The 22279-nt window shown below is 58.0% G+C and carries 15 protein-coding genes and 1 pseudogene; 5 read left to right on the top strand and 11 right to left on the bottom strand.

Annotated elements, in window-relative coordinates; translation table 11 throughout:
- Window positions 1–154: 154 nt before the first annotated feature.
- From HBN79_RS07335 to HBN79_RS07310, 6 genes are all read right to left on the bottom strand, one after another.
- Complete coding sequence (locus HBN79_RS07335) at window positions 155–715, bottom strand: alpha/beta hydrolase (protein ID WP_095018934.1); 561 nt, start codon at window positions 713–715, stop codon at window positions 155–157.
- A gap of 41 nt (window positions 716–756) precedes the next feature.
- Window positions 757–1617, bottom strand: coding sequence for a carboxylate/amino acid/amine transporter (locus HBN79_RS07330; protein ID WP_169916485.1), 861 nt, complete (start codon window positions 1615–1617; stop codon window positions 757–759).
- Between the two features lie 153 nt (window positions 1618–1770).
- Window positions 1771–3408 carry a hypothetical protein gene (locus HBN79_RS07325; protein ID WP_169916484.1) on the bottom strand — a complete coding sequence of 546 codons (1638 nt, stop codon included), beginning with the start codon at window positions 3406–3408 and terminating at the stop codon, window positions 1771–1773.
- Complete coding sequence (locus tag HBN79_RS07320; protein WP_169916483.1) at window positions 3399–3992, bottom strand: hypothetical protein; 594 nt, start codon at window positions 3990–3992, stop codon at window positions 3399–3401. The genes HBN79_RS07325 and HBN79_RS07320 overlap by 10 nt, the downstream gene beginning before the upstream one ends.
- A 123-nt stretch (window positions 3993–4115) precedes the next feature.
- Complete coding sequence (locus HBN79_RS07315) at window positions 4116–7607, bottom strand: hypothetical protein (RefSeq protein WP_169916482.1); 3492 nt, start codon at window positions 7605–7607, stop codon at window positions 4116–4118.
- A 299-nt stretch (window positions 7608–7906) separates the two neighbouring features.
- Window positions 7907–8506, bottom strand: coding sequence for an FMN-dependent NADH-azoreductase (locus HBN79_RS07310; protein ID WP_095002670.1), 600 nt, complete (start codon window positions 8504–8506; stop codon window positions 7907–7909).
- A gap of 154 nt (window positions 8507–8660) precedes the next feature.
- Here HBN79_RS07310 and HBN79_RS07305 point away from each other — a divergent pair, with 154 nt between their 5' ends.
- The 4 genes and pseudogenes from HBN79_RS07305 to aqpZ all read left to right on the top strand — a co-directional run bounded on the left by HBN79_RS07305 (window position 8661) and on the right by aqpZ (window position 13197).
- On the top strand, window positions 8661–9584 hold the full coding sequence (locus tag HBN79_RS07305) for a LysR family transcriptional regulator (protein ID WP_095002671.1): 924 nt from the start codon (window positions 8661–8663) through the stop codon (window positions 9582–9584).
- A gap of 163 nt (window positions 9585–9747) precedes the next feature.
- Window positions 9748–10311: a peptidylprolyl isomerase gene (locus HBN79_RS07300; RefSeq protein ID WP_095002672.1), complete on the top strand. Its 564-nt coding sequence runs from the start codon at window positions 9748–9750 to the stop codon at window positions 10309–10311.
- A gap of 150 nt (window positions 10312–10461) precedes the next feature.
- Window positions 10462–12294, top strand: a pseudogene (locus HBN79_RS07295) (ABC transporter ATP-binding protein).
- A 201-nt stretch (window positions 12295–12495) separates the two neighbouring features.
- Window positions 12496–13197, top strand: a complete 702-nt coding sequence (gene aqpZ / locus HBN79_RS07290) for an aquaporin Z (protein ID WP_095002674.1) — start codon at window positions 12496–12498, stop codon at window positions 13195–13197.
- Between the two features lie 17 nt (window positions 13198–13214).
- Here aqpZ and HBN79_RS07285 read toward each other — a convergent pair whose 3' ends face one another.
- The gene (locus HBN79_RS07285; protein WP_095026948.1) at window positions 13215–14339 is read right to left on the bottom strand and encodes a GNAT family N-acetyltransferase; all 1125 of its coding nucleotides are present in this window, start codon (window positions 14337–14339) and stop codon (window positions 13215–13217) included.
- 258 nt (window positions 14340–14597) lie between these two features.
- Between HBN79_RS07285 and HBN79_RS07280 the strand changes: the two genes are divergently transcribed.
- Window positions 14598–15890, top strand: coding sequence for a putative porin (locus HBN79_RS07280; RefSeq protein WP_165446539.1), 1293 nt, complete (start codon window positions 14598–14600; stop codon window positions 15888–15890).
- 124 nt (window positions 15891–16014) lie between these two features.
- Here HBN79_RS07280 and HBN79_RS07275 read toward each other — a convergent pair whose 3' ends face one another.
- The 4 genes from HBN79_RS07275 to hrpA form a co-directional block, all read right to left on the bottom strand.
- On the bottom strand, window positions 16015–16242 hold the full coding sequence (locus tag HBN79_RS07275; RefSeq protein ID WP_095002677.1) for a zf-HC2 domain-containing protein: 228 nt from the start codon (window positions 16240–16242) through the stop codon (window positions 16015–16017).
- Entirely contained in the window at window positions 16236–16847 is a 612-nt protein-coding gene (locus tag HBN79_RS07270) for an RNA polymerase sigma factor (RefSeq protein ID WP_138738197.1), read from the bottom strand. The genes HBN79_RS07275 and HBN79_RS07270 overlap by 7 nt, the downstream gene beginning before the upstream one ends.
- 137 nt (window positions 16848–16984) lie before the next feature.
- Window positions 16985–18106: a beta-ketoacyl-ACP synthase III gene (locus tag HBN79_RS07265; protein ID WP_095002679.1), complete on the bottom strand. Its 1122-nt coding sequence runs from the start codon at window positions 18104–18106 to the stop codon at window positions 16985–16987.
- 217 nt (window positions 18107–18323) lie between these two features.
- Entirely contained in the window at window positions 18324–22235 is a 3912-nt protein-coding gene (gene hrpA, locus HBN79_RS07260) for an ATP-dependent RNA helicase HrpA (protein WP_169916481.1), read from the bottom strand.
- Window positions 22236–22279: the final 44 nt, after the last annotated feature.

Genomic DNA, 22279 nt, shown 5'->3' with positions numbered 1-22279 from the left:
GAAAGCCCCTCACCCCAACCCTCTCCCGAAAGGAGAGGGTGCTGATCAGTGAAGTTTTTGAGGCCGCATGCGGTCAGTGCCCTCTCCCTTCGGGAGAGGGCTAGGGTGAGGGGGCTTTTGATTGGGCTTGACTTGCCACAGAGTATCTACCTGCTCAAGCCTGCTTGAACTGCGGGTCACCGGTCAGTTTGAACAGTAACTCGATGCCCTGCGGCCAGGTGCCAAAGCCACCTTCGCCATTGATATGCCCGGCATTCTCCAACCATACCAGTTCACTCCCCCAGGCCTGGCTGAAGGCCTCGGCCCGCTCGCGGGTGACATAGGGGTCGTTGGTACTGGCTACGGTGATGGCATCAAAAGGCAGGGTATTGAGCGGCATGGGGCTAAAGCCTGAGGTCCCGGCCGGGTAGCTGTCGGCCTCGGTATCACTGGGTGCCACCAGCAACGCCCCGCGCACCCGCCTTGCCTCCTTGGGGTGCTGCTGGGCCCAGCGGGCTATCAGCGTACACGCCAGGCTGTGACCCACCAGCACTACGGGGCGCTCGCTCTTGGTGATTTTTTTATGCAGGTTCTGCACCCAGTCAACACAGGCGGGGGTTTCCCAATTGTCCTGTTTGACCCGATGCAAACCGCTGTAGCGCTGCTCCCAGTGAGATTGCCAATGCTCTGTTCCTGAATTGAACAGGCCCGGCAAGATCAACACCCTGACTGTCATTCCGACTCTCCCTTAAGGCGATAGATGGACTGAGATTGACCTTAGACCGTCACAGCCCTGCGGTCTAGCCGGCTTATCCAGATGGCAATCAATATCACCAGCCCGCCCAGGAACAACCGCCCCAGAGGCTCGTGTTGATTCCAGATCAACAGGCTGAAAAACAGACCCACCGGCACATGCACGTTGTTCATGACCGCCAGGGTCGCGCCACTGACCATGCACGCGCCCTTGTTCCACCAATACAGGCCAAGTGCAGTGGAGACCAGCCCCAGAAACACCAGCACTCCCCACTGCAAGGGGGCTTCAGGCCAGAAATCGGCTTTGCCGAACAACACAAAAGCAGGCAGTACCACAGCCAGCGCACCCAGATAGAAGTAACCGAAGCGCCGGTAATGCGGCAAATCGCTCGGGTAGCGTGCGACCAGATGCCGGTACATCACCTGACCGGCGGCATAAGTGAAGTTGCCCAGTTGCAGGAGCAGGAAGCCCTTGAAAAATTCGGGGCTGATGGTGTCAAAACGAATGACCGCAGCCCCCATAACGGCGACCAGTGCCGCAACAAGCGCCCACGGGTTGAAACGGCGGTTGATTGCATCCTCGATTAGGGTCACGTGCAGGGGGGTCAGGATGGTGAATAACAACACCTCCGGAACCGTAAGCACTCGAAAACTCAAGTACAGACAGACGTAGGTGACACCGAACTGCAGCGCCCCGATCAACAGCATGCCGCGCATGAAACCGGGTTCGACCTGACGCCAGCGTGTGAGCGGAATAAATACCAGCCCCGCCAGTACCACACGCACCAGTACCGCAAAGTAACTGTCGACGTGCCCCGCCAGATACTCGCCAATCAGGCTGAATGAAAACGCCTGAATCAGGGTAACAATTAACAGATAGCCCATGAATCTCTCGCTCAAAAACCGTAGTTGCCTGTTCGTTTACGCCGTGGCGAATTCGAAAGAATGGGCGACCTTAGCGGGTTTGCCGGGGAAGTAAAATGCTGGCTTGCCAATCTCATCCGCTCCAGGGCAATTGAGACCTCAGGGCGCACAGCACTAGAAACCGGTCAGCCGCTTCCATTCCTGCAGGGCGTCCGGGCCCAGCGGCCTGAACAACGCCGGATCGTGAAAGAGTGCCTGCTGGATCTCAACCAGGTTCATGGTTGCGCTTTGACTCATAAACGGCACCAGTTGCCCGTGCCACAGGGCTCCGTCCGCGGTGAAATAGCCGCTTTTGTAGGGCCGTCCGGGATAAATCTGCGAGTAGATTTTTTCCGCGAAATAATCCACCACACTTTCATCATAATTGACCCCCTCCCCGGAAATGACCTGCAAACCGGCTCTGCGATGAGAGGCCGCATGGACATACTCATGCACTACCGTGGAGCGCACCTTGTCGGAGTCCACCAGACCGTTTACCACATAATCCGGATGATCCGTGGCGATATGGATCTTGCCTTGCGGGGAGGTCCAGGCGACAGGGCTGGCTTTCGCAGAGGCCGCGTCGTAGGGGATATCCATCCTGACCGCCAAATCACTGGCCGTTGTCGAAATGACTTCAACGCCCTCCAGTTCAACATTGAACCGGGTGCGGATTTCCTGCTCAATTCGCTTGAAGTCGATGCCGCTCTCAACCTGCCAGGGGGTACTCGCCGGCAGCTTGTTCAGGTTGCGGTAAAGCTGCGGCCCGTCCGGCTCCGGGGTGAACAGAATCTCGGGGGCGGTCTCCCATTTCGATCTTGGCTTGGGTTGCAGAGTAATCTGCGGGGCCAGGTCCCAGACACCTGAGGTCTGGCCCTGAGCTGGCCTATACACAACAAAGGGGCCAGCCTGTTCACCATCCGTATGCAACTGCCAGAGTCTGTTTCTGACCCGCACCACCTCATAAGCCTCGGGTGGATCTCCAACCGCGATATAGGATCTATTGTTGAAGGTATGGACACCTGTTGTCGTATCGGGCTGCCGCCCTTTCAATGAAACGTCGCTGCGCCGGAATGTGGTCATGTCCCCCAATGAGGCCAGCCCGTTATCGTCCTGCAGTCTCCAGGTATGCAAACTGGCGGTCTCTGGCACTTCATCTCCCCCGCCCTTGATCCCTCTTCTTTTCCATTGCCCCGCAGCTCCCGCTTCAGGCTTGGCAATTACCCCGCTGCTGAGCAGTTGCGAGGGATTGTCAGGACTTCTGACTCGCAGCAAGTAATAACCATCGGGAAGATCAGGGCTGGCAGAAACAAAGAATTTTTGCTGGCCGAAATGTACTGACCGGGCGCCTGAGGCCAAGCGCGGCCCATAGGGAAGACTGGATACAGGATCAATCAGGCGGTAATCACTGGTCGTGACGCTGCCCGTGTTGCGAACCTGCACGTTTTTAACATCACTGACCGTACGCAGCTCATCGCCCTGAGCCACAGGCTTCCAGGCCCCGGGATCCGCGATCGTTACCAGCCCCTGTTTAATGTCGTAACGCGCCACGCTTGAAAGGCTGGTCACTTGCCTGAAGTGCCCGAGACCTTTCTCAGCCAGACAAGCACCACCCTCAAGCAGTTTGACACCGCTCCACTTGAGCAAACGGGGCAAGCCATCCAGGGGGGTCAGCTCCTGAGCCAGAGACACCAGCAGGGTTCTGGCGAGCTTGCCCATCCGGGGCAACACGGCCTTGAAGCCGATCTTTCCAGCCAGGTTGATCACCCGCACTGCCCCCCCCCGGCAAATCTTACGACGGGGACCAAAAACAGCAGGTCCAGGAGCATCCCGAATGCCCCCGAAGCTCTGCGTTTCTGATCATCCGAAAGCAGATCCTCGATGCCCCCCCAAAATGGCGTAATCACCTTTAGCAATGACAGGGCAGGATGTGCCTGGTCAAAAGCCGTCACTCCCCGGGCAGCCGCACGAGCTTGCCCCTTGTCGATATAGAGCGGAATCAGCCTGGCAATCTGTTTGCTGCGCAAGGAGTTGAACGTATCGGGCAGATGACTGCTCGTCTCGTCTCCCGCTGGCACGCTACCAAGCTCCTCAATAATCAGCCTGGATCGGGAGGTCTCATGGGGCATGGGTTTGTGCCCGGTCCGATAGGCATTTTCGTCAATATTCAAAACCGTGCCATGCCGAAAAGTGTGGACCCAGGTGTGAATACCGATTTTCTTTGGAGCGATTACGCCTCCTACCAGCAATGGCTTGAGCCTTGGACTCTCTTGTATGTGCAGCGCCCTTGGGAAAATCTCGTAGAGATCACAGGTTTCTTTTTTGCACACTTCGAGAATAAACCCCTGACGCAACATCAGTGAGTCCGTGATTTCGGGGCTGTCCTCACTGACACTGCCGGTACTTTCAGCTCTGACACGCAATACCCTGACATGGCTGTATTCAATGTCCTGACGCTGCCGCGGGGGCAGGCTGTCCAGTTAAAACCTGACAACCGCCTGTTGTGCTGCCACAAGCGCCGCCTCATAGGCATTGTACTGCCGGTTGAATTCCAGCTCGATATTCACCGGCAACTTCTTGAGCCGTGAGAAGCGCTCGGCACTTGCGCGAACCTCCTCGGCACTCGGTATGGTGGCTGAAGTGTAGGGCGGAAAATCCAGCTCCAGATGCTTGCCGGCAGCGTAAAGCTCAAACAGCGGCATTCTGCCCCTGGCAGCCGTGAACTCGCTGAAATAGGGATTCAGGCCGCGCCGTGCCAGCTCTTTTTTTGCAATTTCAAACCTGTTGGGGGCAGGTTTGAACAGGTCATTGGTTGCTTTGAAAATCGCGTGTTCATACGCATCCAGCGCTTGTACTGCGCGCTGCATCTCCACGCTGGAATAAGCAGCCAGGGGCATTTTAGGTACAACGCCATGCAGGGCCGCCCAGGCCATCAGTGGAGGCAGGCGCAAGGCAAGAATGGCTGAAGACTTCTCGCGGAGCAGAACCTGTTCCTGCTCGTTTGCTTTGGCGGAAAAAACGAGCCCCTGCCCCTGCTTGCCAGGCAACAGGATGACTTCCTGAAATGTCATGCGCAGTGTCGAGCCTGGCTCGATGGCATGCGCCAGTTCGGCACCATGGCGCAAGTTGACCCAACTGGGCGAACCGTAAGTCAGTTCGCCAGGAATATCGCGGACACTGAAATCCGGTGGCATGGCCGTTCGCAACAACCGCGCCAGCAACGCGGCAAACGCCGAGGATGCAGCTTGTCGCGAAGTAAGCAAAAAGGTCTCAAAATCGCTGCGGATCCACGCATAGGTCCTGCCCCATAGACGATCCGAGTGCAAATCGTAACCGGCCACTTCACCAGCCTGCGAGTATCGAAGCACAAGAGTCTTCCAAACCAGTTGGGTACATAGCGTCACCGGGCTGGTCTCACCATCGCGTGCGCCATGCCACCCCAGGACCTTGAGCAATTCGCGACCGAGACACTGACCGCATTCTGAAGTCAGCAGCTGTTGCAGCGCGACTGCAGGCCTGGTGTGAGCGAACCGGGCAGGGTCAAAATCAGGCAGGTAATGTGCCAGCAATTCCAGCGGCGGCAGAGCGTTAACACCTTGTGAAGGCTGCCGGGACGATATAAAACCCTTGACGGCATTCAGCAGCTTTCGCTCCTGATCCGCAGTGAGAAGGCAGTCAATCAGGGGCGTGCCCCGCTCCATACCCATACACCGAACTGCATACTGCTCTTCAAGATCGTTCAGTGCCTGCAGCCTGGCAGGAGCCGTAGTTGGGCCAGCCGGAATGACACGGTAGTACTCGAGCATTTCCGGCAGAGTTACAGACTCACCGTAATCAAAAAGATAGGTTTGCCCGTCACCCTGCAGGTAGGTCTCCAGATGCCCGCGCAGTCTGACCGGCAGTGTTTCTGCAAGCGGCAGGCGCTGGTACAGCACCTGTATAGCCTCGCCACGCAAGTCATCCTTGAACAACTGAAACTGGCGAATTACCTCACTGATGGCGCACTGCAGCTCTGAATGCATGACTGGACGCAGCCTGCGCGAAGACGGTACAGCAGACTGCTTGAGCATTTCGGACATAGCCTGCAAGTCCGCCAAGGTAGCGTCTGCCTGCTGTTTGAACGTGTTTATCGGTTCATCTGGCACCGCCTCGGGTGCTACAGGCAATTGGTACTCGACAGCGATGTACCTCAATGGGCGAACAAGAGCCTGTATGCTTTCACGAAACTCCTGCGCTGCCATTTCGATGCAATTGTCACCTGCACAGATAAAGAAAAGATCTGCTTGGGCAAAAACGTTGAATGCCTCGAGATTGGCAACCATTTCACGTAGCACATCGCCGAGCGGACTGGTACTGACAAGCTGCAAATGCTCTGGATTTATCCTCCCGGCTGACAGATCTGTGACTTTGCTGTCATCGCGGTAACCCTTGAGATTCAGACTGTCCATATCGAATGGTGAAACCAGTGGCTGGATCAGGGGGAATGCCTGCACCAACCCGTCATTCAGGGCGGTGTTCCTGAACGCTTGCGCGATGTGCTTTCCCTGTCGGGCTGACTCGCACACCTGCAGCGCATGCCCGACACGAAACCTGGCCCTGAGATCAATTGCCTGCTCCAGATAAAGGGGCTCCACCGAGCCAGAACGGATCAGATGCGTACAACTGTCCTGCTGCCAGCTCAGCAGTGTTGTCAGGCAGTGGGCAAAGGCATCGCCGCCGGGTACACCCGGATAGTCCACAAGCGCACGTGGACGATGGGCAAAAACAGCGTCCCGGTGGCCCAACGCAACCCCGGCTCGCAACCAGGGATGGTTTTGTGGTTGATCCAGCCAGAGCGTCATGCAGTCACTGAACTCACTGCCCGAGGAAAACTCGATCAGTCCCTGACCTGCAATCAACAGGATGACACCCGCAGGACTGTAGATAGGCAGATCCCGCGGACTGCTGGTAAGAACCAGACATCCGGCAACCCGGGCCTCGATTTCAGGCACCCGCAGAAACAGCTCATACACGCCGGGGCTGTGCAGATCCATCGCATCGCGCACGCCGCCGGTTATCCCCTTGATCATGGCCGCCCCTTCAGCCGTCAAGGTGCCGTCGCGCAAACGCAGATTGGCTTCAGCGGCCCTTTGTCTGGCCATTCTTTGTGCCAGCCAGGCCTTGAGAGGCTCGTTCATCGGCAGGTCACGGGCATAGCGATTATCGGCGTCCTGCAGAAGTTTAAGCAGAACCCCAGGCTTCTCCAGACCGGAGTGACTGCGATAAAAATGGCCCGCACTGGCCGCAGGGTATGTCCAGGCAGTCATTTGGCCGTCCGTGCTCATGCCGTCCGGATGCGCAGCCAACTCGCCGCTCTCCCTGTAGGCCGCGAACAGCTGGACAATGCTGCGGCTCTCCCATTCATGGCCGGATACCCCCAGGACGCCGAAGACAAGTCGCTGCGGATCGACACCTGCCAGCTCATGGGGCGAGGCAACAGCCATGGCCGACTTAAGCCCGTCCAGCGGTGTACCGCTATAAAAAGCCGCTACCTGTTGCTGGTAGTTCAAGCAGGCCCGGACACCTGCATCCTGCAACATGGCCACGAGCTCACTGCCGGTATTGTCGCCGCCAACAATGCGCGCCCCCAGATCCCCATAGACTCCCGCCTTGTCGAAGATACCGACCAACCCCTGAAAAACCGGCAGCTCACGGCTCGCCAGATATCGACTCAGTTCCTCACCCAGAGTCCGGGAAGTGGCGGGACTGGCAACCTGCTCGGTCTGATCCTGATTCCACACAAGCCGATAATCAGTGACATGCATTGCATCCAGGTCAAATGCTTGTGACACAAACGCAAAGCGCCGGTGCAACGTTGTGCGAAACGAATCTCTGGCGGCCGCAAGAAAAGTGGGCTGTCGGGATAGGTGGCCGGCAATGGCCAGCGCTTCTCTTTGGAGTTGCGCCTCTGGGCGGGACGAAAGCATGGACATGGCACACAGCCCTTAATCAGTGATGTTTTGCCATCCGATAAGGATCCCGGGCAAAACAATTAAAGGGCAAAGCTAACAGAGCATGGACCTGTAAAAAGATAGATACATAGCGCACTTGAAAGGCGTGAACATGCTTGTACGCAACAAATGCTCCAGACAAAAAAAGCCCGATCCAGCGCAAAGGCTGATCGGGCACGGGCACTCAATAAAGTGCAAAGGGAGGTTCGATGCGCGAACCGCATGCTTGAAGGAGCAATGAAACAATTAAGCCATCGGGCGATTATCTGTCGATTAACAGACTACGCGATGGCAGACAACCTGGCCTTGGCCTGATTCAAACCTTTCTCCTGGAAGTCACCGCCCAGGTTCATCCCTTCGGCATGGATAAAGGTCACATCGTGAATGCCGACAAAGGCCATGACCTGACGCAGATATGGTTCCTGATGGTCCGAGGTGCTACCCGCATATAGCCCGCCGCGAGCCGTCAACACGTATGCTTTCTTGCCGGTCAAAAGCCCCTGTGGACCGGTTTCGGTGTACTTGAAGGTCACCCCGGCGCGCAATACGTGGTCCAGCCAGGCTTTGAGCGTGCTCGGTATCGCAAAGTTGTACATGGGCGCCGCCAGCACCAGTACATCAGCGGCCAGCAACTCGTCGGTCAACTCATCGGAGCGCTTGAGGGAGGCGTGCTCGTCTGCACTGCGTTGTGCTTCGGGCTTCATCCAGCCACCCAACAGGTTGGCATCAAGGTGCGGTACCGGGTGCAGGGCAAGGTCGCGAACGGTGACCTGATCGGTCGGATGGGCTGCTTGCCACTGGCTGATGAACTGCTGGGTCAACTGACGGGAAAACGAGCCTTGCTGGCGGGCGCTACTTTCAATGATCAGAACATTGGACATGGCGGACAAGCTCCATCTGTAAATGCTGTAAGAATGGAGCCAAGATTAGGGGTCATTGATTCGATAAAAAAGCGCAATTACCTGCTACAACCTATCTATAAATCTGTTTGTTTAACGGTATCCTGTAACCACTCCAAAATCAGAGGAATTCATTGTGAAAGCGCCCCGCGTGACCCTTGATCAATGGCGCACCTTGCAGGCTGTGGTCGACCACGGAGGCTTCGCACAAGCCGCTGAAGTTCTCCACCGCTCACAGTCGTCTGTCAGCTATACCGTGGCCCGCATGCAGGACCAGCTCGGCGTGCCGCTGCTGCGCATCGACGGACGCAAGGCGGTGCTGACAGAAGCCGGTGGCGTGTTGCTGCGTCGCTCCCGGCAACTGGTCAAGCAGGCCAGCCAGCTCGAAGACCTTGCCCATCATATGGAGCAAGGCTGGGAAGCCGAGGTGCGCCTGGTCGTCGACGCAGCCTACCCCAACGCCCGGTTGGTGCGCGCCCTGACAGCTTTTATGCCGCAAAGCCGGGGCTGTCGCGTACGTCTGCGTGAAGAGGTTCTTTCCGGCGTCGAGGAAGTGCTGCTCGAAGGCGTGGCTGACCTGGCCATCAGCAGCTTCAATATTCCCGGCTACCTGGGTACCGAGTTGAGCACCGTGGAGTTTGTCGCCGTGGCCCATCCCGACCACCCGTTGCATCGCCTGCAACGCGAGTTGCATTTCCAGGACCTCGAAAGCCAGTTACAAGTGGTGATTCGTGACTCCGGGCGCCAGCAACCACGCGACGTGGGCTGGCTGGGCTCCGAGCAGCGCTGGACCGTCGGCAGCCTGGCCACGGCGGCTGCCTTTGTGGGCAGCGGGCTGGGGTTTGCCTGGTTGCCACGGCACATGATCGAGCGCGAGCTCAAGGAAGGTCTCCTCAAGCCGTTGCCGCTCAACCAGGGCGGCAATCGTCACCCGGTGTTTTTCCTGTACGCCAACAAGGACAAACCCCTGGGCCCGGCAACTCAAATCCTTGTCGAATTGTTGCGAACTTTCGACACGGCACCGCTCGAGGCACCTTTCGCCGCACCGCAGCAAGCGTGATGAGCAGTGGGCAGGAACCTGATTCGAGAATATCCTGTCCAACACCCGCCGCCCGTGAACATCTGCCATTGCAAGATGTGGCACGGGCACTGGTTCAATGCCCCCCAGCTTCACTGACGGTGCGGCATAGAACGGTCACCCAACTTTTCAGGATCACTGAACCATGCTTAAAAAAATTGCTCTTGCCGCTGGCGCCCTGCTGTTCGCTGCCAACCTTATGGCGGCTGAAACTGCCAAAGCGCCTCACGTGGTACTGGATACCAGCTTTGGCAAGATCGAAATCGAACTGGACCCGGTCAAGGCTCCGATCAGCACTGACAACTTCCTCAAGTATGTCGACAGCGGCTTTTACAACAACACCATTTTTCACCGCGTGATCCCGGGTTTCATGGTGCAAGGTGGTGGTTTTACGTCGCAGATGGTGCAAAAACAGACCCGCGACCCGATCAAGAACGAAGCCAGCAACGGCTTGCATAACGTTCGCGGGACCCTGTCGATGGCACGCACGTCGAACCCGAACTCGGCCACCAGTCAATTCTTCATCAACGTGGCAGACAATGCGTTTCTGGACCCGGGCCGTGATGCCGGTTACGCCGTTTTTGCCAAGGTAGTAAATGGCATGGACGTTGTTGACCAGATCGTCAACTCGCAAACCACCACCAAACAAGGCATGCAAAATGTGCCCATCGATCCGGTACTGATCAAGTCGGCCAAGCGTATCGACTGACAGGCGCTATCACGCAGGAAGCGCTGACTGGAAACAATACACGGTCGCTGCTGCCGCAGACGGCTATGCTGCCTTCGCCTGCAGCGACCGTGTTTTGCTCTGCCGGTCACACCACTATAAGGAGAGCCCGCGCTGCGGGCGTCAGTGCCAATGCTCTATCGTCGCTTCGAACAACTGATCGATATTTTTCGCGAAGCCCCCACTCCGGCTCCGCCCAGCACTGTCTGGGCATTTTATCTCTACTACCTGCGCCAGGTCTGGCCCGTGTTTGCCGCCTTGCTGGTGGTCGGGCTGATCGCGGCACTGATCGAAGTATCGCTTTTCAGCTACTTGAGCACGCTGATCGACCTGACCCAGGGCACGCCCAATACTGACTTTTTCAAGGTCCACAGCGGTGAGCTGATCTGGATGGCCGTGGTCGCACTGATCATCCGCCCGGTGTTCTTCGGCCTGCATGACCTGCTGGTGCACCAGACCCTGAGCCCCAGCATGACCAGCATGATCCGCTGGCAAAACCACAGTTATGTGCTCAAGCAAAGCCTCAACTTTTTCCAGAACGATTTTGCCGGGCGCATCGCCCAGCGCATCATGCAAACCGGCAACTCCCTGCGTGATTCGGCGGTACAGGCCGTCGATGCGCTGTGGCACGTCCTGATCTATGCCATCAGCTCGCTGGTGCTGTTTGCCGAAGCCGACTGGCCCCTGATGATCCCCCTGCTGACCTGGATCCTGTGCTATGTCGGGGCCTTGTATTACTTCGTACCACGGGTCAAGGAACGCTCGGTGGTATCTTCTGATGCACGCTCCAAACTGATGGGCCGCATCGTCGACGGCTATACCAACATCACCACCCTCAAATTGTTCGCCCACACAAACTTTGAGCAGCAGTACGCGCGCGAAGCCATTATCGAGCAAACCGAAAAAACCCGACTGGCCAGTCGCGTGGTCACCAGCATGGACGTGGCAATCACCAGCCTGAATGGCCTGCTGATCGTCAGCACCAGCGGCCTGGCGCTGTGGCTGTGGAGCCAGTCGCTGATCAGCGTCGGCGCAATTGCCCTGGCCACCGGCCTGGTGATTCGTATCGTCAACATGTCCGGCTGGATCATGTGGGTGGTCAACGGCATTTTTGAAAATATCGGCATGGTTCAGGACGGCCTGGAGACCATCGCCCAACCTGTCGCCGTGACTGACCGCGACCAGGCTCCACGCTTGATCGTCAACCGTGGCGAAGTGCGTTTTGAACACGTTGACTTCCACTACGGCAAGCGCAGCGGGATCATCAGCGACCTCAACCTGGTAATTAAACCCGGTGAAAAAATCGGCCTGATCGGCCCTTCCGGTGCCGGCAAATCAACCCTGGTGAACCTGTTGTTGCGCTTGTATGACCTACAAGGCGGTCGCATCCTGATCGACGATCAAAACATCGCCGAAGTGACGCAGGAAAGCTTACGCGAACAGATCGGAATGATTACCCAGGACACCTCGCTGCTGCATCGTTCGATCCGCGACAATTTGCTGTACGGCAAGCCGGACGCCACCGACGAGGAGCTGTGGGAAGCCGTGCGCAAAGCCCGGGCCGATGAGTTTATCCCGCTGCTATCCGATGCCCAGGGCCGCACCGGTTTTGACGCTCATGTGGGCGAGCGCGGCGTCAAGCTGTCCGGCGGCCAGCGCCAGCGTATCGCCATTGCCCGCGTGCTGCTCAAGAACGCTCCGATCCTGATCATGGACGAGGCCACCTAGGCACTGGACTCCGAAGTCGAAGCCGCGATCCAGGAAAGCCTGGAAACCCTGATGCAAGGCAAAACCGTGATTGCCATCGCCCACCGCCTCTCCACCATTGCACGGATGGACCGTCTGGTGGTCCTGGAAAACGGCCGTATCGCTGAATCCGGAACCCACAGCGAGCTGCTCGCCAAAGGTGGCTTGTACTCGCGTTTGTGGCAACACCAGACCGGTGGTTTTGTCGGCATCGACTGAACCAAAAAAGCGCTAACTGCAAAGCGCGTGGAGCACAACGCCAGCCCCCGATTTCAAAGGGGTCTGGCGTTTTTTATGGCACTGGAAAAAAAACCGGCGAGTGCTGTAATTAGTAAAGGATTCGGGAGAATCCTGTAGTAAATCGCAGGAGGCAACGCCGCTTCAATTGCTCGATGGATTTATCCATCCGGGATCTCCTCCATGACCTTGTTCAAACGTTCCGTCACTGAGTTGCTGGGTACTTTCTGGTTGGTATTGGGCGGTTGCGGCAGTGCTGTGCTCGCAGCCGCGTTTCCTGATGTCGGCATCGGCCTGCTGGGGGTGGCTCTGGCATTTGGCTTGACCGTGGTGACCATGGCCTTTGCCATCGGCCATATAAGTGGTTGCCATCTCAACCCGGCCGTGTCGTTCGGCTTGTGGGTTGGTGGACGCTTTCCTGCAAAAGAACTGCCTGCCTACATCATTGCCCAGATCCTCGGCGGCGTGATTGCTGCCGGGCTCCTGTACATGATTGCCAGTGGCAAACCCGGCTTTGATCTGGCTGCCAGCGGGCTCGCAGCCAATGGCTATGGCGACCACTCACCCGGGGGCTACTCCATGGTGTCGGGGCTCATCTGTGAAATCACCATGACCGCCATGTTTATCCTGATCATCATGGGCGCCACTGACAAACGGGTATCCGCGGGGCACGCCCCTCTGGCCATCGGCCTGGCGCTGACGCTGATCCACCTGATTTCGATCCCGGTGACCAACACGTCGGTCAACCCGGCGCGCAGCACAGGCCCGGCGCTGATCGTGGGCGGCTGGGCGCTTCAGCAGTTATGGATGTTCTGGTTGGCGCCGATGCTCGGTGCGGCCATTGGCGCACTGGTCTATCGCTGGCTGGGCAAGGAAGGCAGCTAAACGGCCGGACGCGAGGGTCAGGCCTGCCGATATGGCAGCGCCGACCTCGCCTCTTCGGCATACGCCAGCACACCGACCCGCTCACGCTGCAAAAAGTCACTTACGGCCGCCTTCAAGCCCTGATGGCGCAGGTAATGCCATGAGTGTGTGATCACCGGTTCAAAGCCGCGAATCAGCTTGTGCTCGCCCTGAGCACCGGCATCAAAACGCCTGATACCGTGGGCGATAGCGTAATCCATGCCCTGGTAGAAACACGTCTCGAAATGCAGGCGGTCAAACTCGCCAAGACATCCCCAGTAGCGACCATAGAGACTGTCGCCGCCGATCAGGCTGAACGCCATCGCAACCGGGGTCGAACCCTGTTTGGCCAGCACCACGCGAATCGATTCGGGCATGCGCTCGGCCAGCAGGCTGAAGAAATCCCGGGTCAGATACGGCGTTTGCCGTCGCACAGCATAGGTGTTGGCGTAGCAGGCGTAGACAAAATCCCATTGCGCTTCACTCACCTGCTGGCCTTCCAGCCACTCAAACTCAAACCCCTGCCCTGCCACTTGCTCACGCTCTTTGCGCATCTGTTTGCGCTTGCGTGAGCTCAGGGCATCGAGAAAATCCTGAAAGTCCCGGTACCCGCGGTTCTGCCAGTGAAACTGACAACCCAGCCGTTGCATCCAGCCGGGTTGTTGCGCCAGCGCCGTATCGGCGAGCAGGTCGGTGAAATTGATATGGGCGCTGGACAACCCTTCGATCTGCAGATAACCGGGCAAGGCCGCCAGCAGCTCAAGCCCGTCCTCGGCACGGGCGGCCAACAACCGGGGGCCGCTGACCGGACTGAACGGTACTGCCGCAAGCAGCTTGGGGTAGTACTCGATACCTGCCCGCTCACAGGCTTGCGCCCACTCGTGATCGAACACGTACTCACCGTAGGAATGCCATTTTCGATAACTGGGCAACGCCGCCTGCAACTGCCCATTTTCATAATGCAGTAAATGCTCGGGCTGCCAGCCTGAATGCGGGCCCAGGCTGGCACTGTCTTCCAGGGTACTGAGAAAGGCATGGCGCAAAAAAGGCTGGGCCACCGGCACCAGCGCATCCCATTCATGGGCGGGGATGGTGGACAGGCTGTCGAGTCGTTGAAGCGGCATTAATAGTCCTCAAGGCGCGGCGTAGACGCGATGGTATCACCCAACCACTGAATCGCTTCACTGTCACAGACTTGCTATCAGTCTGCCACTTTTCTGTCATATCCACCCGCGATACTGACGCCGCTTCTTAGAACACGGGGTTATGAGCGACCTGTTTGCCAACACGCTCATGACACGCCAAGCCTCGTTAACGTGAGCCCGTAAAGGGCCGATTTTTCTTGGGGTGGCTAGGGCCATCTCAGCACTGGGAGATTCATAATGCGTCTTGTATCTACACGGGTTGCTGCGGGACTGTGTGGTGGCCTGGTATTGGCCATGAGCGTTCCGGCCAGCGCTGCGGTCGATGCCAAACTGCTCGAAATGCTAAAAGCCAACGGCTCTATTTCGCCTGCACAGTACTCCGAGCTGCAAACTGAACTCGCCAGTGAGAATCAAGCCAAGCAAGAAGCTGCCGCCGACCAGGTGAAAAAATCCGATCTCAGTGCCTTCGAACAGAAAGTCGCCTGGGCCGCCAAAACCGAACTCAAGGGGGATGTACGGGTTCGTCAGGAAACCGTCAAGATCGACGGCGAATCCGATGGCAAGAACAAGGACCGCCAACGCATTCGTGCTCGCCTGGGCGCCTATACCGAAATCAACCCGCAGGTGAATACCGGTATCCGTATTGCCACTGGCGGCGGTGATGATGCACGTTCCACCAACCAGGATCTGGACAACTACTTCGACAAGAAGCAACTGTGGCTGGACATGGCGTTCATCGACTACCACCCGACCGCCGTCAAGGACCTGCACCTGATTGCCGGCAAGATGCCACAGCCGTGGGTCAATATGGGCGATGTAATCTGGGATAGCGATATCAACCCGGAAGGTCTGGCCGCCACTTACAAACACAACCTGGGCAACAGCGGCGTCGAAATGTTTGGTAGCGCCGGTTACTACACCCTCAAGGACAACGTTGACGGCGAAGGCGTGCAATTCAAGCACGACCTGAGCCTGTACGCCGGCCAGCTGGGTGCTCGCTTCGCCCCTACCGACAGCCTGAAAGTGACCTTGGGCGGCAGCGTTTACAGCTACAACAACGACAAGGACAGCAAGTGCCCGACCACCGGGACCAAGACCACCCCATGTGCACTCGGCGTCAACGGTAACAGCACTGACGAGTTCCGCCTGTACGAAGGCTTCGGTCAGGTCGATATCGCCAACCTGCCCGTGCCGCTGTCGCTGTACGGCCAATACGTGCATAACGCTGCCACCGACAGCGATCAGGATGATGCCTGGTTGGTGGGCTTCAAATCCAAGCTCAACGCCTTCAGCCTGGACTACAACTACCGCGATATTCAGCGTAACGCCGTGGTCGGCGCTTTCACCGATTCTGACTTCGCCAACGGTACTACCGGTTCCCGCGGTCACAAGTTCAAAGTGGGTTATGAAATCGACAAGAACTTCGGTGTCGGCGTGACCTACTTCCTGACCAAGGCCGACTACGCGACCTCCACCCAGAAAGATGCCAAGGCCAACACCTTGCAGCTGGACCTGGAAGCCAAGTTCTAAAAGAAAGGTTTACTCAATAGACAAAACGCTGAAGTCATTCAGCGTTTTGTGCCGTAAAAGCAGAGCGAGGATGCCGTCGGCCCCCATCACATCCACCGACAGTGTTCTCGTTCATGCCCCGCCATCAGCGCGACTGCTCGCGCATCATTCGCTCAACCGTCTGCTCCAGATCCTCCGGTGGCGGTTCGGGAAGTTTTTGCAACGTGCCCCTCAACAAACGCATTTGCCTGATAAAACGCCTGCAGTTCGGACAGAACAGCAAATGATGGCGTACCAACAACCGCTGACGAAAACTCAGCTGACCATCCAGATAGTCACTTGAGACCGCTACTTGCTGTTTGCAGGTCAACATTCGCCAGTTTCCTCGAAATGTTCCACGGTCGCGAAGACTTTGAGTCGGGCGCGATGTATCAACACCCGGACATTAGAGAGCGATATCTCAAGAATATTACAAATTTCTTCGAGCTCGAGCCCCTGGCGCTCGCGCAACACCAGCACACTGCTCTGCAACTGCGGCAGACTGAGGAGCGTTTGCTCAAGACATTCGCGCAACTCATCTTCGCTGAGCAATGCGTCAGGGCTGTCCTGATGCCAGGAATAAGGGGCAAGCAACCAGTGGCCATCGCTGGAAAACCGCTCATCGTCGACAGTACCGTGGGGCGAAGGCAAATCGTCGAGCAGCACTTCACGACGATTTTGCTTGTAGCGTTGTTTCGCCGCATTGGCCGTGATGGTCAGCAGCCAGGTTTTCAGGCTCGAACGGCCTTCGAACCCGGACAGGTTGCGCACCACTGACAGCCAGGCGTCCTGAACGATTTCGTCAGCATGGCGATTGCCGACGATCGCATGGGCCACAGCGCGCATGGCACCTTGATAGGTAGTGACCAGCTCGCGGAAGGCCTGTTGCTCGCCGTTAAGCAGACGTTTGAGCAGGTCAGCGTCGTCAACAGTTTCCATGCAGGTCTCCGCAACCGGAAAGTGATTTTTCTGTGTGGGAGCGGGCTTGCTCGCGATAGCATCACCGCAGTTTGCCTGTCAGACCGCGCTGCCTGTATCGCGAGCAAGCCCGCTCCCACCACAAACCAGCTGTGACCTTAGCGTTTACGCAGAATCACGCTGCCAATCGAGTAGCCGGCACCGAACGAGCTGAGCACCGCCAGCGAACCGCTTGGCAAGTCGTCCTGGTACTTGTGGAAGGCAATCACCGAACCGGCCGAACTGGTGTTGGCATAGGTGTCGAGAATCACCGGAGCTTCTTCGACCGAAGCTTCGCGGCCCAACAGCTTGCGCACGATCAGGTGGTTCATGCTCAGGTTGGCCTGATGCAACCAGAAACGTTTGACTTGCGCCACGTCCAGCTGATTTTCCTGCAGATGCTGGCCGATCAGTTCAGCCACCATCGGGCAGACATCGCGGAAGACCTTGCGCCCTTCTTGCACGAACAGTTTGTCCGGGCTGTCAGCTGGCTCGTCGGATGCACGGTTGAGGAAGCCGAAATTGTTGCGAATATTGTTCGAATACGTAGTCAGCAGTTTAGTGCTGACGATGTCGAACTGGTGTTCGGACGTTGCCAGGTCGGCACGCTCGACCACTATCGCGGTCGCGGCATCGCCAAAGATAAAGTGGCTGTCACGGTCACGGAAATTCAAGTGGCCGGTGCATACTTCAGGGCTGATAAGCAGTACCGCGCGAGCCTGGCCCAACTGGACGCTGTTGCTGGCGGTCTGGATACCGAACGTTGCGGAAGAACAGGCCACGTTCATGTCAAAACCAAAACCCTGAATACCCAGTGCATGTTGCACTTCGATGGCAATGGCCGGGTACGGGCGCTGCAGGTTGGAGCAGGCCACGATCACGCCGTCGATGTCAGCGGCGGTTTTACCCGCGCGTTCCAGCGCTTGTTTGGCAGCGCCAACGGCCATTTCGCAGAGTACCGACATTTCGTCGTTGGAGCGCTCCGGCAAATGCGGGCGCATGCGTTGCGGGTCAAGGATGCCGTCCTTGTCCATCACAAAGCGGCTTTTTATGCCCGAAGCCTTTTCGATAAAGGCGGCGCTGGACTCGGCCAGAGGCTGGATTTCACCGGCCTCGATAGCCACGGCGTGGTCCGCGTTGAACTGTTGTACATAGGTATTGAAAGACTGCACCAGCTCTTCGTTGGAGATGCTGTTGGCCGGGGTGTACAGGCCGGTGCCGCTGATGACGACGTTATGCACGATCGTTCCTCTATTCTGTTCAAGCAGAAGATATTGAAATCGTTTCAGGTACGGATAGCCGCGAAGTTTGCCATAAATGCCAGCATTTGGCGTTATTTACGGATCTTGCAGTAATCCCCCGCGGGAGCTGGCCTGCTCTCGATTGCAGCAACACGGTGCAAATGCATGACCGCGTCGCCTGCATCGCGAGCAAGCCCGCTCCCACAGGACTGCAGGCTCAAGCCTCCACCAAACTCCACTGCTTACTCAGGCGCTTGTCCGAAATCGGCACCTTGGTCCCCAGTTGCTGGCCGAATAACGACACCCGATATTCTTCCAGCCACCAGCGGTACAACTCAAGTTGCGGATCGCGCTTGCCCTCCTGCGCATGCTTGGTCGCACGCGCCTGGTACTGCGCCCACAAACCACTCAGCTCACCACTCCAGACCCGGTCTTTTTGCACCTGGCCCGGCAGTTTTTCAAGACGCATTTCTATCGCCTTGAGGTAGCGCGGCAACTCTTTAAGCCACAAAGCCGGGGTTTCGCGCACAAAACCCGGGTACACCAGATGGCTCAGCTGCTGCTTTATGTCATTCAACGCCACCGCCTGGGCCAGATCGATCTTGCCCTTGAAGCGTTTTTGCAGACCATGCCACAGTTTGAGGATTTCCAGCGTCAGTCTGGCCAGCTTTTCCGCATGCTCGGTCCAGGCTCCGCGCTTGCGCTCGGCAAGCGATGCCAGCCCCGCGCCATCACGGGGTAATACCGCCTCGCCTTCCAGGATGCAGCTGTCGAGGCTGGCCAGCAGAATGTCCTCCACCAGGCTCTCGACCCGACCCAATTCGCGGTACAAAAGGCCAAGCTCAGTCAACCCTGGCAGCTTGCCACGCAAAAATTTCGCCGGTTCCGCCAGTTGTTGCATCAGCAAACGCTGCAACGCACGGCGATGCTGGAACTCAGCCTCGGCCGGGGTAGAAAAGCGCCCTTCCTTGACCGTATTGCCCTCTTCCACCAGCGCCGGGTAAACCGTCATCGACAGCCCGGCGATCTTCTGCTGGGTTTTCTCCGCCACCGGGGCAAACACCTTGGCCTCGACCGGCTGCTGATTTTTCGCGGTTTGCGGTACGGCCAGTGCTGCCTGACTGGCCTGGGCAAAGCGGGCCGTCAATTCGGCCAGATCACGACCCTCGCCGAGAAACTTGCCGTCGGCGTCGACCACTTCGATATTCATCTTCAGATGATTTTCAACTTGCTGCGCGGCTTGCGCCCAGGCCTCGTCGCTCACCCGAGCGCCGGTCATGCGCAGCAATTCGCGGCCCAGGGTTTGTGGCAATGATCCCTCAGCAAATTCCATGCGCTGCAACGCGGCCTTGACGAAGTCCGGCACCGGCACGAAGTTTTTGCGCAATGCCTTGGGCAAACTGCGCACCAGAGCGATGCATTTGGCTTCTATCATGCCGGGCACCAGCCACTCCATACGTTCCGGCGGCAAAACCGGGAGCAGCGGCGCTGGCACCTTGACCGTCACGCCATCGCGGGGGTGGTTGGGTTCAAAGTGATAGCTGAGCTCCAGGGTCAAATCCCCCAGATGCAAAGTGTCAGGGTAATGCATGGCCGTGATTTCGGTGGCTTCGCGGGCCAGCACGTCTTCTTCGCGCATGATCAGCAACTGTGGATCTTTCTGGCTGTTGACCCGATACCAGCTGTCAAATGTCGCGGTCTGATGAATCTCGGCAGGCAGGCGAGCGTCGTAAAACGCGTAGAGGGTTTCTTCATCCGCCAGAATGTCACGGCGCCGGGCCTTGGCCTCCAGTTCATCAAGTTGTTCAAGCAACTGCGCGTTGGCCGTCAGGCATTTGGCCCGCGACTGAATTTCGCCACGCACCAGCCCTTCACGGATAAACAGCTCGCGTGACAGCACCGGGTCAATCGGCCCGTAATGCACGGCACGGCGACCGACCACGATCAGGCCGAACAGGGTGATCTGCTCATAGGCCACCACCTGCCCGCGCTTCTTCTCCCAATGGGGCTCGAAATAGTTCTTTTTCACCAGATGCCCGGCCAGCGGTTCGATCCAGTCCGGCTCGATCTTGGCCACCATCCGCGCATACAATTTGGTCGTTTCTACCAGCTCGGCAGTCATCAGCCACTGCGGACGCTTTTTACCCAGCCCCGAAGACGGATGGATCCAGAACCGCCGCTGGCGCGCCCCGAGGTAATCTCCGTCCTCGGTTTTTTGCCCGATCTGGCTCAGCAACCCCGACAGCACAGCCTTGTGCAGCTTTGCATAATCGGCCGGTTCCTGATTGACCGTGAGCTGCATATCGCGACAGATCAGGCTCAATTGACGGTGGGAATCACGCCACTCGCGCAACCGCAGGTAGTTGAGGAAGTTCTTGCGACACCAGTTGCGCAGCGGGCTGGTCGTCAGCGCCTGGCGCTGCTCCTCAAAACCGCGCCATACGTTGATCAGACCGGCAAAGTCAGAGTCGACATCTTTCCATTGCGCGTGGGCCTGATCTGCCGCTTGTTGACGTTCCGGCGGACGTTCACGCGGGTCTTGCACCGACATCGCACTGGCGACGATCAATACTTCCTGCAAACTGCCGAGCTTGGCGGCTTCGAGCAACATACGGCCCATGCGCGGATCCACCGGCAGGCGGGCCAACTGACGGCCCAGCGGTGTGAGCTGATTTTCGCGGTTAACCGCCGACAGTTCTTGCAGCAGATTGAAACCGTCGGTGATTGCCTTGCCGTCCGGCGGCTCAATAAACGGAAACGCGGTGATTTCGCCCAGGCGCAGGTGCAGCATTTGCAGGATGACTGCCGCAAGGTTGGTACGAAGAATCTCAGGATCGGTAAACTCCGGGCGACCGTTAAAATCTTCTTCGGCATACAGGCGCACGCAGATACCCGGCTCGACCCGGCCACAACGACCCTTGCGCTGGTTGGCGCTGGCCTGGGAAATCGCTTCTATCGGCAGGCGCTGGACCTTGGCCCGGTAGCTGTATCGGCTGATGCGCGCCGTGCCGCTGTCAATCACGTAACGGATGCCCGGCACAGTCAATGACGTTTCCGCTACGTTGGTGGCCAGCACCACACGGCGGCCCGGGTGCGACTGGAAAATCCGCTGCTGTTCGGCAGGCGACAACCGCGCATACAACGGCAGGATCTCGGTGTGCTTGAGTTGCGCCTTGCGCAGCATGTCGGCGGCATCGCGGATTTCCCGCTCGCCTGGTAAAAATACCAGCACATCGCCGGGGCTTTTACGCTCACTGCGCTCGAACGCGGCAATCTCGTCCAGGGTGGCAATTATGGCCTGGTCGACGCTCAGGTCTTCTTCAACGTTGTTGCCCTCTTCGTCCTGCTGGGAGGTCAACGGGCGATACCAGGTCTCGACCGGAAAGGTACGGCCCGACACTTCGACAATGGGCGCGTCATTGAAGTGTTTGGAGAAACGCTCAAGATCGATGGTTGCCGAGGTGATGATGACCTTCAAATCGGGACGACGGGGCAGCAGGATCTTCAGATAACCGAGCAAAAAGTCGATGTTCAGGCTGCGCTCGTGGGCTTCGTCGACGATGATCGTGTCATAGCGTTCGAGATAGCGGTCGTGCTGGGTTTCGGCCAGCAGGATACCGTCGGTCATCAGCTTGATCAGGGTATTGGAATCGCTCTGATCCTCAAACCGCACCTGATAGCCGACCAGCGCACCCAGCGGCGTGCCCAGCTCTTCAGCCACCCGGCTGGCCACACTGCGGGCGGCGATGCGCCGCGGTTGGGTATGGCCGATCAGGCCGTGCTGCCCACGGCCGATTTCAAGGCAGATCTTCGGTAACTGGGTGGTTTTGCCCGAGCCGGTTTCACCGGCCAGGATCAGCACCTGATGCTTGAGCAGCGCGGCCTTGATCTCGTCCCGCTTGGCCGCGATCGGCAGATTTTCGTCATAGCGAACCTGCGGCACACTGGCCGCCCGCGCTGCCACCTGCGCGCACGACGCCTGCACCCGCTCGGCCCAGGCGGCCAGCTTGGCGTCGTCAGGCTTTTTGCGCAGCTCATGCAATTGCCGGCGCAGCTTGTGGCGGTCGGCAATCATGGCTTGATCGAGGTTTTTCAACAGTTGGTCGATAGCAGGCGATTCGTCAGTCATCAGGTGCGCAGAATTCTTCGTAAATGCAGGGGGCGGATTGTCGC

Source organism: Pseudomonas sp. WS 5051 (assembly GCF_012985715.1).
In the GTDB taxonomy this organism is placed as follows: domain Bacteria; phylum Pseudomonadota; class Gammaproteobacteria; order Pseudomonadales; family Pseudomonadaceae; genus Aquipseudomonas; species Aquipseudomonas bubulae.
The sequence above is the reverse complement of the archived record's forward strand: the minus strand, read 5'-3'. Positions and strand labels throughout refer to the sequence as shown.